This window comes from Nocardia rhizosphaerihabitans, from assembly GCF_014646295.1.
GTDB lineage: Bacteria > Actinomycetota > Actinomycetes > Mycobacteriales > Mycobacteriaceae > Nocardia > Nocardia rhizosphaerihabitans.
In genome coordinates this window covers 897,457-912,975 of record NZ_BMNE01000004.1, presented here as the reverse complement: position 1 = coordinate 912,975, position 15,519 = coordinate 897,457, and the positions used below count along the sequence as shown (strand labels likewise).

The 15,519-nt window shown below is 69.7% G+C and carries 13 protein-coding genes; 7 read left to right on the top strand and 6 right to left on the bottom strand.

What is annotated here, in order from left to right:
• The first annotated feature begins 6 nt into the window (after positions 1-6).
• On the top strand, positions 7-1,065 hold the full coding sequence (locus IEY60_RS21570) for an Hsp70 family protein (RefSeq protein WP_189031089.1): 1,059 nt from the start codon (positions 7-9) through the stop codon (positions 1,063-1,065).
• Here the strand turns inward: IEY60_RS21570 and IEY60_RS21565 are convergent.
• Positions 1,062-1,856, bottom strand: coding sequence for an enoyl-CoA hydratase (locus IEY60_RS21565; protein WP_189031087.1), 795 nt, complete (start codon positions 1,854-1,856; stop codon positions 1,062-1,064). The two genes, IEY60_RS21570 and IEY60_RS21565, sit on opposite strands and share 4 nt — an antisense overlap.
• Before the next feature lie 67 nt (positions 1,857-1,923).
• The gene (locus tag IEY60_RS21560; RefSeq protein ID WP_189031085.1) at positions 1,924-2,997 is read right to left on the bottom strand and encodes an enoyl-CoA hydratase/isomerase family protein; all 1,074 of its coding nucleotides are present in this window, start codon (positions 2,995-2,997) and stop codon (positions 1,924-1,926) included.
• 95 nt (positions 2,998-3,092) lie between these two features.
• On the opposite strand from IEY60_RS21560, the gene IEY60_RS21555 reads away from it, so the two are divergent.
• A complete protein-coding gene (locus IEY60_RS21555; RefSeq protein ID WP_189031083.1) occupies positions 3,093-3,644 on the top strand; it encodes a hypothetical protein in 552 nt (183 codons plus the stop codon).
• A 1-nt stretch (position 3,645) separates the two neighbouring features.
• On the opposite strand, the gene IEY60_RS21550 is transcribed toward IEY60_RS21555, so the two are convergent.
• Positions 3,646-4,614 carry a DUF2157 domain-containing protein gene (locus IEY60_RS21550; protein ID WP_189031081.1) on the bottom strand — a complete coding sequence of 323 codons (969 nt, stop codon included), beginning with the start codon at positions 4,612-4,614 and terminating at the stop codon, positions 3,646-3,648.
• A gap of 134 nt (positions 4,615-4,748) precedes the next feature.
• On the opposite strand from IEY60_RS21550, the gene icmF reads away from it, so the two are divergent.
• The 3 genes from icmF to IEY60_RS21535 all read left to right on the top strand — a co-directional run bounded on the left by icmF (position 4,749) and on the right by IEY60_RS21535 (position 9,596).
• Positions 4,749-7,970 (top strand): fused isobutyryl-CoA mutase/GTPase IcmF, encoded by a 3,222-nt coding sequence (icmF, locus tag IEY60_RS21545; protein WP_189031079.1) that lies wholly within the window; start codon positions 4,749-4,751, stop codon positions 7,968-7,970.
• A gap of 94 nt (positions 7,971-8,064) precedes the next feature.
• Entirely contained in the window at positions 8,065-9,132 is a 1,068-nt protein-coding gene (locus IEY60_RS21540) for an amidohydrolase family protein (protein ID WP_189031069.1), read from the top strand.
• 56 nt (positions 9,133-9,188) lie between these two features.
• The gene (locus IEY60_RS21535) at positions 9,189-9,596 is read left to right on the top strand and encodes a DUF3224 domain-containing protein (protein ID WP_189031067.1); all 408 of its coding nucleotides are present in this window, start codon (positions 9,189-9,191) and stop codon (positions 9,594-9,596) included.
• 2 nt (positions 9,597-9,598) lie between these two features.
• Here IEY60_RS21535 and IEY60_RS21530 read toward each other — a convergent pair whose 3' ends face one another.
• Positions 9,599-10,348 carry an SWIM zinc finger family protein gene (locus IEY60_RS21530; protein ID WP_189031065.1) on the bottom strand — a complete coding sequence of 250 codons (750 nt, stop codon included), beginning with the start codon at positions 10,346-10,348 and terminating at the stop codon, positions 9,599-9,601.
• The gene (locus tag IEY60_RS21525) at positions 10,348-13,182 is read right to left on the bottom strand and encodes a DEAD/DEAH box helicase (protein ID WP_189031063.1); all 2,835 of its coding nucleotides are present in this window, start codon (positions 13,180-13,182) and stop codon (positions 10,348-10,350) included. Before IEY60_RS21525 ends, IEY60_RS21530 begins: the two co-directional genes overlap by 1 nt.
• Before the next feature lie 198 nt (positions 13,183-13,380).
• Between IEY60_RS21525 and IEY60_RS21520 the strand changes: the two genes are divergently transcribed.
• Together IEY60_RS21520 and IEY60_RS21515 are read left to right on the top strand one after the other, a co-directional pair.
• Positions 13,381-13,743 carry a hypothetical protein gene (locus tag IEY60_RS21520; RefSeq protein WP_189031061.1) on the top strand — a complete coding sequence of 121 codons (363 nt, stop codon included), beginning with the start codon at positions 13,381-13,383 and terminating at the stop codon, positions 13,741-13,743.
• 45 nt (positions 13,744-13,788) lie between these two features.
• Positions 13,789-14,475 (top strand): HNH endonuclease family protein, encoded by a 687-nt coding sequence (locus IEY60_RS21515; RefSeq protein ID WP_189031059.1) that lies wholly within the window; start codon positions 13,789-13,791, stop codon positions 14,473-14,475.
• A 48-nt stretch (positions 14,476-14,523) separates the two neighbouring features.
• Here IEY60_RS21515 and IEY60_RS21510 read toward each other — a convergent pair whose 3' ends face one another.
• Positions 14,524-15,342 carry a sulfurtransferase gene (locus tag IEY60_RS21510; RefSeq protein ID WP_189031057.1) on the bottom strand — a complete coding sequence of 273 codons (819 nt, stop codon included), beginning with the start codon at positions 15,340-15,342 and terminating at the stop codon, positions 14,524-14,526.
• Positions 15,343-15,519 lie beyond the last annotated feature (177 nt).

The following is a 15,519-nucleotide window of genomic DNA, read 5'->3' as shown; positions in this document are numbered from 1 at the left end:
TAGCCCATGGTGCTGGTCCTGGGGGTATCGGCGGGTGCGGGTGGTGCTCGCGCCGTGCTGACCCACTCCGATCAGCCGCACCTGCCGCCGGTGGACCACATCCGGCTACCGCGCAGGGCGGGCGGATCGGTCGAAGAAGCGGTGTTGTCGGCGATCCGCCGGATTCGCGTCGCGGCGCTCGCGCGCGACGAGTGCGTCACGGCCGCCGCGGTCACCTGTCGTAACGAGCTGCATGCCGAGGCGATCCGGGCGGCGGTCGGCACCGGTGTCGGCATCGTCGACGAACCGCTGGCGCAATTGCGCTATCTGCGGTTCACCGGCATGCTGCCCACCACCGCCTCGGTGATCCTCTACGACCTCGGCTGCTCGGGTTTGACTGTCACCCATGCCGATTGCCGCACCGACACGATTCTGGCGAGCAAGCGCAGCACCGTCCTCAGCGGCAACGGCTACGACGCCCTGCTGCGCTGGCAACTGGCCCGCGGCGGGGTACTGGCCGACGCGCGCACCAGCCGCGCCCACCGCGAGTCGCTGAGCCGGGCGCGGGTGGTGACCGCGACCGACGCCGACACCGGCGGCCGCGCGGTGGTGACCCGCAGCGATCTGGCCGAACTGTGCGAGGCAGGGCTGCATCATTCGGCCTCGTTCGTGCGTCAGCTGGTCGAGGAGACCGGCGTGCAGCCGGGCGCGCTGGTCCTGCTCGGCGGCTGCACCCGCAACCCGACCCTGCGCGCCGACCTGGCCCAGCGGATCGGGCTGCCGATCGTCTACGACCCCGAGCCCGACTATGTGTCGGCGCGCGGCGCGGTCCTGCTGGCCGCCCAGCGCCCGTCCCGCCTGCGCATGCCGCGGCGGCGGGCGGGGGCTGCCCTGTCGACGAGCGGCGGAGCGCAGCGACCCGGCCGCCGAAAACTCCTCGCCGCGGTGGCGGTGACGGCAACCTTGGGCGGCACGGTCGCCGGGTTGCTCGGGGCCGATAATTCGTCGGCGCGGTTACCCGAAGAGGGCACCGCGCCGGCTCCTGCCCAGCTCACCGACGGTTCACTGCGGCTGAAACAGAACTAGCTGTTGGTGAAGTTCGGCGGGCGCTTCTCGACGAAGGCGGCCATGCCTTCCTTCTGATCATCGGTGGCGAACAGCGAGTGGAACACCCGACGCTCGAACAGCAGGCCCTCGGCGAGCGTGGTCTCGAAGGCGCGGTTCACCGCCTCCTTGGCGATCATCGCGACCGGCAGCGACATCGAGGCGATCGTCTGGGCGGTCTCGAGCGCGGTGTCGAGCAGCTGGTCGGCGGGCACGATCCGCGACACCAGACCGGCGCGCTCGGCTTCCTCCACACCCATGTTGCGGCCGGTCAGGATGAGATCCATCGCCTTGGCCTTGCCGACCGCGCGGGTCAGCCGCTGCGAGCCGCCGATGCCGGGGATCACGCCGAGCTTGATCTCGGGCTGGCCGAACTTGGCGGTGTCGGCGGCGATCAGGATGTCGCACAGCATCGCCAGCTCACAACCGCCGCCGAGGGCGTAGCCCGCGACCGCGGCGATGGTGGGCTTGCGGAAGTTGGCCAGCCGGTCCCAGCGGGCGAAGAAATCGGACATGTACATGTCCATGTACGACTTGGGCGCCATCTCCTTGATGTCGGCGCCCGCCGCGAAGGCCTTCTCCGACCCGGTGATGACCACCGCGCCGATGGAGTCGTCGCCCTCGAGCTCGTCGAGCGCGGCGATGACGTCGTCGAGGACCTGCGCATTGAGAGCGTTGAGCGCCTTGGGCCGGTTCAGCGTGATCCAGCCGACCCCGCCCTTACCCTCGCTGCCGCCCTTGCGCTCCAGCAGAATCGTCTCGAAATCGGTCACCAGGCACCCTCTTGTTCATCAGTGGTCACGGATGGTGCAGACGATACCGAGCCGGATCGCCCACCGGCTACGCGGGCAAACCCAGTTCGCCCGCGCCGAGCGGGGCGAAGTAGGCGTCGACCTGGGCCGTGGTGACCTCGGCGAGCGTGGCGGGCGACCAGCGCGGCGCGCGGTCCTTGTCGATCACCTGGGCACGGATGCCCTCGGCCAGATCGTGAGTGCTCAACGCGGCCACGGTGATTCGGAATTCGACAGTCAGCGCGGCAGCCAGCGACGGCAGCGTGCGGGCATCGCGCAGTGCGCGCAGCGTGGCCTTCACCGCGACCGGCGACTTGGCCAGCAGATCCTCGGCGGCCTTGGTCGCCTCGGGCGAGTCGGCGGCGCGCAGTGCCGCGACGATCTCCTCGACGGTGTCGGCGGCGTAGCAGGCGTCGATCCAGTCGCGCTGCGCCGCCAGCTCGGATTCCGGTGCGGGCGTGGCGAATCCGGCGACGGCCTCGTCGGCGGGGGTGGTGCGCAGCGCGTCGAGCAGGGCGGGCAGGTCGGCCGAGGGCACGAAGGTGTCGGCGAAGCCGACCGCGATGGCGTCGCCCGCGCCCATCCGGGCGGCGGTGAGCGCGACGTGGGTGCCCAGCTCACCGGGCGTGTGCGAGAGCAGGTAGGTGCCGCCGACGTCGGGAACGAAACCGATGCCCGTCTCCGGCATGCCGATCTGCGAGCGCTCGGTGACGATGCGATGGCTGCCGTGCGCGGACAGGCCGACACCGCCACCCATCACGATGCCGTCCATGATGGCCACATACGGCTTGGGATAGCTGCCGATCAGGTCGTTGAGCAGGTATTCGTCGCGCCAGAACGCGGCCGTCGCCGTCTGCAGCGGCGCGGGCGCCGCCGGTCCGCCGTCGCTGATCGCCTTGGCGTCGCGGTGGATGGCGACGATGTCGCCGCCCGCGCACAGGCCACGCTCGCCCGCCCCGATGATCGCGACGGTCCGGATCGCCGGATCGGCGGCCCAGGTACGCAGCGCCTCGGTGATCGCGAGGGTCATCGAGTGGTTGAGCGCGTTGATCGCGCGCGGCCGGTTCAGGGTGATCAGACCGAGCCCGTCGCATACCTCGAACAGCACTTCCGCTTCACTCATGGTGGTCACGATAAAGTTGGCCGTCCACGCACCCGAAACTCCGGCGTACGCGATGTGACGCATCCCACCGCGGCCCGCTGGGGCAGAATCGGGACATGGGCACCGACCATTTCGTGCGGATCACCCGCCTGCGCGCGCTGATCGACCACGAGAACACCGGGGCGGGCGAGCGAGCCACCGCGCAGCGCATGCTCGATCGCATTCTGCGGAAATCCCCCGGCCACAATGGTTCTCCTGCGTCATCCGACCGCGTGTACGGCGCCAAACATGATCGTCCCGGCAGACACGCGAGCACCGCGTCGATCGTCGAGTCGGTCCGTGACGACATCGCCTTCGCCCGCAATTTCGCCGTCGTCGGCGGACCGGGCGAGCTGACGGTGCACAGTCCGCTCGCGGCCGCGCCCGCCGAGCTCACGGTCGCGGTGAGCACGCCGTTCGCCGACCAGATCGTCGTCACCATCGACGGGATCCCGCCCGCGTGGGGCTGGGAGTCCGACGAGTTCGACCGCACCGCGGCGACCGCGGACCTGCGCAGGCTGGCCGACGAGCTGGCCGAGATCATCGACAGCTACAACCACGACGGCGCCGATGTGGGCCCGCGGTTCTTCCGCACCATCCGCGCGCAGGAGACCACGCTGATCCGCTGACTCAGTCCGGCTGTTTCGACCCGACGAGCAGCACGACCAAGCCGGCGGTGAGCACGACCGCGCCGATCGCCAGCACCAGGCTCGCGGCAGCGGGTCCGCCGTCGGTGTAGTCGGCGACCGCCTGGGCGACCGCGCCCGCCACCGCCGCGGCGCCGCCGAGCACGAGGACCGGCTCCCGGCGCACCGCGTACAGCACCAGACACAGCACCCCGACCAGCGCGGTCAGCACCGGCCGCCACGGCGATTCGCCGATCGTCACCGATTGCGCGCCGACCACCGCGATCAGCCCGCCGATCAGATAGCCCGCCCACTCCGCGACGAACAGCCGCGCCAGGGCGAGCACGAACCACAGCGCACCGAACAGCAGCAACAGCACACCGGGCCAGACGGACCGGTAGTCGAACAGCTCCGACGTCGCGGTCACGACACTCCAGAGACCGAACCCGCCCATCGCGACCATCCCGAGGACACTCGGCACCAGCAGATAACCGAGCACCGCCACCAGCAGCCCCGCGATCGATGCCGCGATCTCCGCGGATTCCCCACCGCCGTCGCCGAACGCCGTGGCCACCGCCCCGCATACCGCACCGGCGGCCAGCACGAGCAGCACCGCCGCGAGCCTGCTTCGCCCCGCCGAGGCGATCGGCACCCGCCGGAACACCCCGTCGCAGCCACCGGCCAGCACCACCGCTCCCCCGGCCGCGCAACCGGCGACGACCAGCAACAACACCACCCGCCCGGTCTGCGCCACGTCGGTCCACGCCCGCCCGAGGAACAGCGCCACACCGGCGGCTACGAGGCCCGCGCCGAGGTAGGCGACGATCTCCGCGATCACCCGGGCCGCACTCGCCCGTTCCGCGTATTCCTCGGCATCCACGGCTCGCAACACCGCCCCGCGCTGCTCCCCGCTGATCACCCCCGCCGCCACCAGCCGCTCCAGCGCCACACCCACCCGATGTTCGCGAACCATCCGTCGAGTATGTCGACCTGCGGTGATGTTTCGACCGAATCACGCATGCCGCGTTTCGCGCCATAGTGACCCAGTTCATACTAGAATTAGTTGGACGTCCTAGTATCGGGCGCACATCACCTGCGGAGGCGGTCATGAGCGAGTCCAGCGCACTGCACGTGCCGGTCCATCCCGTGCGTTTCGTGACCTCGGCGGCGTTGTTCGACGGGCACGACGCGGCGATCAACATCATGCGGCGGATCCTGCAAGCGCAGGGGGCGGAGGTGATCCATCTCGGCCACAACCGGTCGGTCCGCGAGATCGTCGACGCGGTCGTCGAGGAGGACGTGCAGGGCGTCGCGGTCAGCTCCTATCAGGGCGGGCACATCGAGTTCTTCGAGTACCTGGCCCAGGCGCTGCGCGAAGCGGGCGCGGGTCACGTGCGCATCTTCGGTGGTGGCGGCGGTGTGATCGTCGCCGAGGAGATCGAGCGGCTCGCGCGCAGCGGCGTGCGGATCTTCTCCCCCGAGGACGGTCAGCGGCTCGGCCTGCCCGGCATGATCAACGAGCTGATCCAGGTCTGCGACGTCGACCCTGCCGCGACGCTGCCCGATCTCGACGCGCTCTACACCGGCGACCGGAATGCCTTGGCGCGCACCATCACCTGCCTACAGCAGGGCGCACTGCCCGAAGCCGAGCACGCCGCGATCCTGGCTGCGGCGGACAAGCGCCGGGTGCCGGTGCTCGGCATCACCGGCACCGGTGGGTCCGGAAAGTCCTCGCTCACCGACGAATTGGTGCGCAGGCTGCGCACCGACCAGCAGGACAAGCTGCGCGTCGCGGTCCTCGCGATCGACCCGACCCGGCGCCGGGCGGGCGGGGCGCTGCTCGGGGACCGCATCAGGATGAACGCGCTCGACGGCGAGCACGTGTACTTCCGTTCGCTGGCCACCCGCGGCAATCACGAACTGCCCGACGACATCGACACCATGATCGCCGCCTGCCGGGCCGCTGGCCACGACCTGGTGATCCTGGAGACGCCCGGTATCGGCCAGGGCGACGCGGGCATCGTCGATCATGTCGACGTGGCGCTGTATGTGATGACGCCGGAGTTCGGCGCCGCCTCCCAGCTCGAGAAGATCGACATGCTCGACTACGCCGACGTGGTCGCGGTCAACAAGTACGAGCGCCGAGGCGCGGCCGACGCGATCCGCGACGTGGCCCGCCAATTGATCCGCAACCGTGCCGAATTCGGCGCCGCCCCGGCGGACATGCCGGTTTTCGGCACCAGCGCCGCCACCTTCGACGACGACGGCGTCACCGCCCTCTACCACCATCTGATCGGCCTGCTCACCGAGCACGGACTCACCGTCGAGCCGGGCGCTCTGCCGCACGTCGACACCAAGGTCTCCACCCGCTTCGCCCAGCTGGTGCCGCCGGCGCGAGTCCGCTACCTGGCCGAGATCGCGGAGGCGGTTCGCGACTACCACGCCGGCACCGCACGGGAATGCGCGGCGGCGCAACGTATTCAACGACTACGCCTGGTCAGCGACGAACTGCCCGACGACGCGGCGGTCGCCGAGCTGCTGGCCACCGCGCGCACCGCCCTGTCCGCCGAGTCGACCGCACTCCTGGCCGAGTGGCCCGCCGTCGCCGAGAGCTACCGCGGCGACGAGCAGGTGGTCCGCGTGCGCGACCGCGAGATCCGTACCCCGCTGCGGCGCGAATCGCTGTCCGGCTCCAGCATCGCGCGCGTCGCCCTGCCCCGCTACACCGACGACGGCGAGCTGCTGCGCTTCCTGCGCGCCGAGAACCTGCCGGGCCGATTCCCGTTCACCGCGGGCGTCTTCCCGTTCAAGCGGGACAACGAGGACCCGGCCAGGATGTTCGCCGGCGAGGGCGATCCGGCGCGCACCAACCGCCGGTTCAAGGTCCTCAGCGCGCACGCCGAGGCGACTCGCCTGTCTACCGCGTTCGACTCGGTCACCCTCTACGGCCACGACCCGGCCGAACGTCCCGACATCTACGGCAAGGTCGGCACCTCGGGTGTCTCGGTGGCCACCATCGAGGACATGCGCACCCTGTTCGACGGTTTCGACCTGTGCGCGCCGACCACCTCGGTGTCGATGACGATCAACGGTCCCGCGCCCACCATCCTCGCGTTCTTCCTCAATGCCGCGATAGATCAAGCGCTGCAACGGTTCACCGAGTCCGAGGGCCGCGAGCCGAGTCCCGAGGAGGCGGCCGAGGTGCGGGCGCGCACCCTGTCGACCGTGCGCGGCACCGTGCAGGCCGACATCCTCAAGGAGGACCAGGGCCAGAACACCTGCCTGTTCTCCACCGAATTCAGCCTGCGGATGATGGCCGACATCCAGGAATGGTTCGTGCGCAACGACGTGCGCAATTTCTATTCGGTGTCGATCTCCGGCTATCACATCGCCGAGGCGGGCGCGAACCCGATCAGCCAGCTCGCTTTCACCCTGGCCAACGGATTCACCTATGTGGAGACCTATCTGGCCCGCGGCCTGGCGATCGACGACTTCGCGCCGAATCTGTCGTTCTTCTTCTCCAACGGCATGGACCCCGAATACACAGTGATCGGCCGCGTCGCCCGCCGCATCTGGGCGATCGCGATGCGCGACTGCTACGGCGGCGGTGAACGCGCCCAGAAACTCAAGTACCACGTGCAGACCTCGGGTCGTTCGCTGCACGCGCAGGAGATGCAGTTCAACGACATCCGCACCACGCTGCAGGCATTGATCGCCGTCTACGACAATTGCAACAGCCTGCACACCAATGCCTTCGACGAGGCGGTGACCACCCCCACCGAGGATTCGGTGCGGCGCGCGCTGGCGATCCAGCTCATCATCGCCAAGGAATGGGGTCTGGCGATGAACGAGAATCCGCTGCAGGGCAGTTTCGTCATCGACGAACTCACCGACCTGGTCGAAGAGGCGGTGCTGCTCGAATTCGAGCGGATCAGCGAACGCGGCGGCGTGCTCGGCGCCATGGAGACCGGCTATCAGCGCGGCCGCATCCAGGACGAGTCCATGCGCTATGAGCAGCGCAAACACGACGGATCGCTGCCGATCGTCGGCGTGAACACCTTCCGCGGTCGCGACGACGACGCCGCGCACGGGCCACTCGAACTGGCCCGCGGCACCGAAGCGGAACGGCGTTCCCAACTGGAGCGGTTGCGCGCCTTCCAAGACGAGAACGCCGAGGAAGCCCATCGCGCGCTGGCCAGGCTGGCCGAGGTCGCCCATACCGACGGCAATATTTTCGACGTGCTGATGGACGCGGCGCGGGTGTGCAGCCTACAGCAGGTCACCGACACATTCTTCGCCGTCGGTGGGCAGTATCGACGGACCGTCTGAAGCGATCGCCGCGAGCGCGAATCCAGCCACACCCCGCGCCCGCGTGTGACAATTGCCGCCAGCACAAGGCAGCGGCGGCGATGGGACGCACAGCATGGACCTGACCGAGCTCGACATCATCGATGCGCACATCCACCAGTGGGATCCGCGCACGACACCTCGCCAATTCAGCAAGCTCGCCACCCTGCTGCGATATCTCCCGCTGCCGGTCGATATCGCGGCGAAACTGGCTCCGCGGGGCGACCGCGAATTCGTCGGCGACCCCTCCGCCTATCTGGGTCCCTATCTGCCCGCCGACTACCGGGCCGACCTCGGGAAAACCCGGGTGGACGCGATCGCGCACATCGAAGTGGAATGGACCGGCTGGAAGCCCGACGAAACCCGCTGGGTGGCCAGTCTGCCGTTCGGTGTCGACACCCCGGCTCTCGCCGCGATCATCGCGTCGGCCGATCCCGCCGCCGCGGACTTCGACGCGGTCCTCGACGCGCATCAGTCGGCCTCGCCGCTGCTGCGCGGGATCAGGACCATGGTCGCCCACCATCCCGATCCGGCCGTGAAATCGTTCGCGCCGAACGACAGCGCCCTCACCGCCCCCGCCTTCCTGAACGGTTTCGCCCAGCTCGCCCAGCGCGACCTGTCCTTCGACGCCTGGGTGTATTCGGTGCAGCTCCCCGACGTGACGGCGCTGGCCGAGCGGTTCCCCGAGGTGCCGATCGTGCTCGACCACCTGGGGACCCCCGCAGGCATCTTCGGGCCGGTCGGCAAGCACACCGGGCACACCCCTGCCCAGCGGCAGGCACTGTTCGAGCGCTGGCGCGACGACCTGACCGATCTGGCCGCGCAGCCCGCCGTGGTGGCCAAGGTGAGCGGGCTGATGATGCCGGTGCTCGGTCATCCGGTGCCACCGCGCGGCGCCCCGACGCCGGTGCCCGAACTGGTCGAGCGAGTGCGGCCGTTGCTCGCTCACGCGCTGGCGGTGTTCGGCCCCGACCGGTTGATCTGGGGTTCGAACTTCCCGGTCGACAAGCCGATCACCAGCATCACCGGCGCGGTCGAGACCGTGGCCACCGCGCTCACCGAGGCGGGCGCCGACCAAGGCACGCTGCGGAAGGTGTTCGGCGGCAATGCCACCCGCGTGTACCGGGTGGACACGGCCTCGTGAATCGCCGCCGTCGCGCGGTTCCGGCGGCTGTCGGTGGCCCGGTTTAGCATCGCCCCATGAAGGCAACCGGCACGTTCGACATCACCGCGTTCGACCCCACCGACTTGCAGCCGCAGCCGCCCATCAGCACCGGGCTGCCCGTCGGCGTGACCCTCATGACGAAGGTCTACGCCGGGGAGATCACGGGCACCTCGGCGACGCTGTTCACCGCGGCATTCGACATGTCGTCCGGGGCGGGCACCTACATCGCGATGGAGTCGTTCGAGGGCGCACTGAACGGCAAGTCCGGCGCTTTCAACTTCGTCCACTCGGCCACCACCGGCGGCACCGATCGCACCGACGAGTTCTTCCACATCGTCCCCGCCAGCGGCACCGGCGAACTCACCGGCATCACCGGCACCGGCGCGCTCTACGTCGATGCCACCGGCGGCCACCACATCTGGTTCGAGTACGAACTCGCCTGACCTCAGCTGTCGAATTCTGTATACAGCGACCGTAATTCACGAAGGCCGGTTGCCGCTGTCTGCTCGTCCTCGGTCGACATCCGCAGGGCGCGGCGCAGCGGGATCGGGTCGAGATCCTCGATGACGGCGTGGAATTCGATGCGGGGCAGTTCGGGGAGGGTGAGCTCGTCGCCGTAGGGGTCGTCGGCTTCGGCGGTGCGGGTGGATTTCTCGACGCCGCCGATGAGGGTGTCCAGGTCCAGGCCGCGCAGGGTGAGGATCTCGCTCGGTTGCTCGTCGAGTCGTTCGGCGAGCAGGTAGCAGACCGCGGCGACGTGTTTGCACGGCCAGCCCATGTCCGGGCAGCTACAGGAGAAGTCGAGTTCGGCGGCGGTGGTCGGCAGCAGGTGCGGGCCGAGGGCGGGTGGCAGTGCGCCGGAGGCGATCTCGGCGAGCATGCCCGGCGCTTCCCTGATCTCGGCGAGCAGCAGCTCGACTTCCTCGTGGCGCAGCGGGCGCATCGCCAGCACCGAGGTGAACGGGCTCGGCTGGCTGCCCTGCACCTCCGCGGTGACGGCGCCGCGTTCGATCCGGTAGTTCACCACCTGGCCGACCCTGGCGTAGGTGCGCCCGCGCGAGAGCCTGCCCGCGTCGGCGACCTGCTCCACCGCCTCCAGCAGCGACCTGCCCCACCAGGTCCGGCCGAAGCCGCCGCGGGCCTGGGCGCCGCCGGTGACCGGCCTGCGCGGACCGAACTGACTGAAGTCGGCCACTAGTCACCCACCGCCTCGGCGCCGAGGGTGAACAGTTCGCGCAGTTCGTCGGTGCTCAGCTCGGTGATCCAGTTCTCCCCCGCGCCGACCGCCAGTTCGGCCAATTGCTTCTTCCCGCTGATCATCTCGTCGATCCGCTCCTCGATGGTGTCGACGCAGACCAGCTTGCGGACCTGCACCGCGCGCTGCTGGCCGATCCGGAACGCCCGGTCGGTGGCCTGGTTCTCCACCGCCGGATTCCACCAGCGGTCCAGGTGGACCACGTGATTGGCGGCGGTCAGATTGAGGCCGGTGCCGCCCGCCTTGAGCGAGAGCAGCATCAGCGGCGGGCCGTTCTCGCCCTGGAAACCGGTCACCATGTCGTCGCGACGCTGCTTGGTGACGCCGCCGTGCAGGAACGGAATCGGCGTGCCGAAACGCTCGGTGAGGTACGGCAGCACCAGGTCGCCGAATTCGCGGAACTGGGTGAACAGCAGTGCCCTCTCGCCGTCGGCGACGACCGCGTCGAGCACGTCTTCGACCAGGGCCAGCTTGCCGGAGCGGTGGCTGCCGCGCCGCAGGATCGGCGAACCGTCGCCGAGGAAGTGCGCGGGGTGATTGCAGACCTGTTTGAGCCGGGTCAGCGCGCCGAGCACGGCGCCCTTGCGCGCCATGCCTTTCGCGTCCTTCAGCTTCGCGAGCATGTCGTCGACCACGGCTTGATAGAGGGCCGCCTGTTCGACGGTGAGGTTGGCCCGCACCGTCATCTCCAGTTTCTCCGGCAGATCGCTGATGACCGCCGGATCGGTCTTGAGCCTGCGCAGCACGAACGGATCGGTGATCAACCGCAGCCGGTCGACGGCCTGCTGGTCACGTTCGCGTTCGATCGGCACCGCGAACTTCGCCCGGAAGGATTGCGGGCTGCCGAGCAGTTTCGGCATGGCGAAGTCGAACAGCGCGCGCAGTTCCTCCAGGCGGTTCTCCACCGGAGTTCCGGTGAGCGCCAGGCGATGTCGTGCGTGCAGTGCGCGGGCGGCCCGCGACTGACGGGTGGCGGCATTCTTGATGTGCTGGGCCTCGTCGAGCACGATCCGCTCCCACTGCTGTTCGCTGAGCAGCGTCGCGTCGCGGGCCAGCAGGGAGTAGGTGGTGACGACGAGATCGGAATCCGCCGCCGCCGCAGCGAATTCCGAACCGGTGAGCCTGCCCGGCCCGTGATGGACCAGCACCCGCAGGTCGGGAGTGAACCGTTGCGCTTCGCGCTGCCAGTTGCCGACAACCGACATCGGGCACACCAGCAACGTCGGCCCGACCCGTGCTGCCTCCAGCGGACCCGCCCGCCCGCCACGGTCGACCTCCGCGTCTTCACGCTCGTGTGCGAGCAATGCCAGCACCTGCACCGTCTTGCCCAGACCCATGTCGTCGGCCAGGATCGCGCCGCAGTTCAGCCGGCTCATCGTGGCCAGCCAGCTGAGTCCGCGTTCCTGGTAGGGGCGCAGCTCCGCTTTCAGGCCCACCGGCACCGGAACGGGCTCGGGTTCGCCTTCCCTGGCGAACAATTCGGCCGCCCAGCCGTCGGCCGTGACCTCGGTGACCGGGACATCGTCGACGCGTTCGGCGGCGAGCTCGCCGATCATGTCGGCCAGGGTGATCGGAGTGTCGTCGGCGTGCATCGCGACATAGCGGGCGGCCGCGGCCAGCACCCGGTGGTCGGCCTGCACCCATTCCCCGCGCAGCTGCACCAGATCGGACTTGCTGCGGATCAGCCGTTCCATCTCGGGCTTGGTGAGCACGAGGTCACCGAGCGCCAATTCCCAGCGGTAGGACAGCAATCCGCTCAGTCCAACGGTGGATTCGGCGGCGGCCGGGCTGCTCACCCGCAGCCGCATGCTCGGTTCGGCGATGTTCCAGGCGCGCGGCAGCAGCAGCCGGATTCCCGCCTCCTGCAAGGCATGCGCACCGTGGGCGACCAGGTCTGCGACGACCTCGGTGGGCAGCAGCAGGTCGAGGCCGCGCGGGTCGGCGGGCAGATCACGCAACCGCGGGTAGGCCTTGCGCGCATGGCCGAGCTTCTCGGCGGCGGTCCGGACCAGGACCGGATCATCATCGAGCGCAACGGGTTTCGGCGCATCGTCGACCGGACGCAGGCAGACCTGCAACCGCCACAGCGCCAGCGATTCGTCGGCGGTGCCGAATTCGCCGTCGGGTTCGCACAGGCGCAGGACGAGTTCGGGTTCGTCGGCGGCGTAGCCTGCCCGCCACTGCCCAAGGGTCTCGGCCAGCCGGTAGGAGCCGACGTCGAGCGGGGTGTCACCGACCAGAGCCTGCAAGAGCGGGTGCGTCATCGTGCGGTGCGCGAGGTACTCGCGGGCGATCGGGTCGGTGAGCTCGGTGACCAGGTCGTCGAGCACGGCGGCGGGTGACCCGGCGACCCGCAGCGCCGGCGGCATCGCGGCGGCCAGCTCGGCCAGCCACGCCCGCTGCCGCTGGCCGCCGACCAGCCGCCAGCGCACCCACCACTGACCATCGGCGCGCTCGACCTGCGGCACCACCCGGCCCGCCCGCACCCACCGTTCGACGCCGCGGGCGACGTGTCCGAGGAAGCGCAGATCGCCGGAGATGTTCTCGCGAGGCAGTCTGCTGCGCAGCACGACGGCCGCCGTGGGCGGCGCGAGTGCGTGCGCGCGTACCTCGGCGGTGTCGGCCTGCCCTGCGGCATCGACGACCAGCACCTGGGCGCGGTGCCGGAACCTGGCCCGTTCCAGGATGTCGCCGAGCACCGAACCGACGGCGACCGGTTCCCCGTCGTGCCACAGCAGCAGGCCGGCCCCGGGGGACCACAGACCGTGCAGCATGGGGACCATCCAAGCAGGCGGCACCGACACCCGGCGCGGCCCGCCTCCCCTGGATTTCTCGCCGATCCCGGAACATACTGGGGTATCCCCTGGTCACGGGCCGGACCACCCACCGGCGACAACTACATACCGACCCAGGCGAACCGGGCTCGTTCCGGCTCGGCCGATGAACCCCTTGTATGCGTGCGGAGGGCAGTGATGACGATTCTGCTCCAGGTTCTCGAGCAGAGCTATACCCCGACAACCCCGTGGGAACGGCGCAAATTCACGTTCATCGATACCGGAAAGATCGTCGGCATGCGCCTGGACGGCCAGTCCGGCGTGTGGCTCGACCTGTCCAGACCTGGCGAATCCCAGCGCCTGGCACACACCGTCGATCCGCGCGATTCGATCACTTTCCTGCTCACCGTCTTCGCCAAGATCGCCGAGTGCGAGGACCGTGGCGGTTCGTGGCTGGTCGGCCACGACGGCACGCACATCTCCTCGATCGCGGCGACGCGGTTCCCACCCCATGCCAGTGAAGTAGCCGCCGACGACATCCTGGCCCGCGCCTGGTTGTAGCCCGTTCGGCATATCTGTCGGTGCCTCCGGCTACAACCTGCAGATATGCGGAAATGGGCGTGGCTGCTCGTCACGGTGCTCGCGGTCGCCGGTTGCGCTGTGCTCACACCGGACGATCCGGTGCTGCCCGCGCCCGGCAGTCCGACGCGCGCCGAGGTGAGCGCGCTGCTCGACCGGGTGCGGGTGATCGCCGCCCGGCCACGCCCCGGCGGCTATGAACGCGGCTGCAAATCGGGTCAGGCGTGCGTGTTCGGCACCGCCTGGTCCGACGACACCGACGCGCCTGGCGGCCATGACGGCTGCGACACCCGCAACAATGTGCTCGCCGCCCAGCTGCGGGAGGTGGTCCAGCGCGGCCGGTGCGTGGTCGTCGAGGGCGTGCTCACCGACCCGTACACGGGCACCGACCTCACCTTCCGCAAGTCCGACGGCGGCCGCATCCAGATCGACCACGTCTACCCGCTGGCCGCTGCCTGGGACATGGGCGCCGCCCACTGGCCACCCGAGCGCAGACTGCGCTTCGCCAACGACCTGTCGGTGAACCTGCTCGCCACCGGCGCGTCAACCAACCAGGCCAAAGGCGACGACACCCCGGCCGACTGGCTACCACCCGCCCGCCCCAACCACTGCTTCTACGCGGCCAAATACCTCACCGTCGCCCTCGACTACGACCTGCCGATCACCGCCGCCGACAACGCCGCACTCCACAAGGTCGCCCGCGGGTGCCCCTGATCGACCGCCGGCGGCCACGTGTTCGCCCAAGCGCTCGGTGACGACTCGTCAAGCGCCGGTGGCGACCAGTCGCTTCGGATCGTTCGACCACTGCGACCATGAACCCGGGTACAGCGCGGCCGGGATCCCGGCGATGGCGAGGGCCGCGATCTGGTGGGCGGCCGTCACGCCGGAGCCGCAGTAGACCGCGACCTGGCCCTCCCCGAATTCGGCGAACCGCGCGCGCAGCTCCTCGGGAGTGCGGAAGCGTCCGGTGTCGTCCAGGTTCTCGGTGGTCGGGGCGCTGATCGCGCCGGGGATGTGGCCGGCTTTGGGATCGACCGGTTCGACCTCGCCGCGATACCGCTCACCGGCTCTGGCGTCGAGGAGCACGCCCGACCAGTTCGACGCCGCGTCGGCGTCGATCACCGGCAGCGAGCCCGGGCGTATCACGAGGTCGCCGGATACCGGATCGGCTTCGGCGCCGGTGGCGAGCTCGCCGCCCGCCGCGATCCACGCGGGCAGTCCGCCGTCGAGAATCCGGACGTCATCGACACCGGCCCAGCGCAACAGCCACCAGGCCCGCGCCGCGGCCATACCGCTGGTCGCGTCGTAGACGACGACCGGCTCCCCCGCACCGAGCCCCCAGCTGCGCGCGCACTTCTCGAAGGCGCCGGGATCGGGCAGCGGATGCCTGCCACGCGCCGGCGACGGGGCGGCGGCCAGCTCGGTCTCCAGGTCGACGAACACCGCGCCCGGAATGTGCCCGTCCAGATAGTGCTGCGGGCCATCCGGATCACCCAGTGCCCACCGCACGTCGAGCAGATGAATCTTCTTGTCCGCCAGTTCTTCCCGGAGTTCCTCCGGGGAGATCACTACCGTGCCCACTCCCGCTCCTCACCACCGTCGCACCTGTCGAAGCCCCCTGCCGCCACCCTACGCAGGGAGACTGCCCCATCGATACCGAACGCGGCCCCAACTGGACCGATCGCGGTGAACTCAGATCAGTCCACTTTCGCGGGACTGGCAGGCGACACCGGCTCGCCCTGCGGGCAATATCTGCAC

Bases quoted from the DNA above. Each gene is read 5' to 3' on its own strand.
- IEY60_RS21570 (WP_189031089.1), top strand. From the start codon at position 7: ATGGTGCTGGTCCTGGGGGTATCGGCGGGTGCGGGTGGTGCTCGCGCC.
- IEY60_RS21560 (WP_189031085.1), bottom strand. From the start codon at position 2,997: ATGAGTGAAGCGGAAGTGCTGTTCGAGGTATGCGACGGGCTCGGTCTG.
- IEY60_RS21555 (WP_189031083.1), top strand. From the start codon at position 3,093: ATGGGCACCGACCATTTCGTGCGGATCACCCGCCTGCGCGCGCTGATC.
- IEY60_RS21550 (WP_189031081.1), bottom strand. From the start codon at position 4,614: ATGGTTCGCGAACATCGGGTGGGTGTGGCGCTGGAGCGGCTGGTGGCG.
- icmF (WP_189031079.1), top strand. From the start codon at position 4,749: ATGAGCGAGTCCAGCGCACTGCACGTGCCGGTCCATCCCGTGCGTTTC.
- IEY60_RS21540 (WP_189031069.1), top strand. From the start codon at position 8,065: ATGGACCTGACCGAGCTCGACATCATCGATGCGCACATCCACCAGTGG.
- IEY60_RS21535 (WP_189031067.1), top strand. From the start codon at position 9,189: ATGAAGGCAACCGGCACGTTCGACATCACCGCGTTCGACCCCACCGAC.
- IEY60_RS21525 (WP_189031063.1), bottom strand. From the start codon at position 13,182: ATGCTGCACGGTCTGTGGTCCCCCGGGGCCGGCCTGCTGCTGTGGCAC.
- IEY60_RS21520 (WP_189031061.1), top strand. From the start codon at position 13,381: ATGACGATTCTGCTCCAGGTTCTCGAGCAGAGCTATACCCCGACAACC.
- IEY60_RS21515 (WP_189031059.1), top strand. From the start codon at position 13,789: ATGCGGAAATGGGCGTGGCTGCTCGTCACGGTGCTCGCGGTCGCCGGT.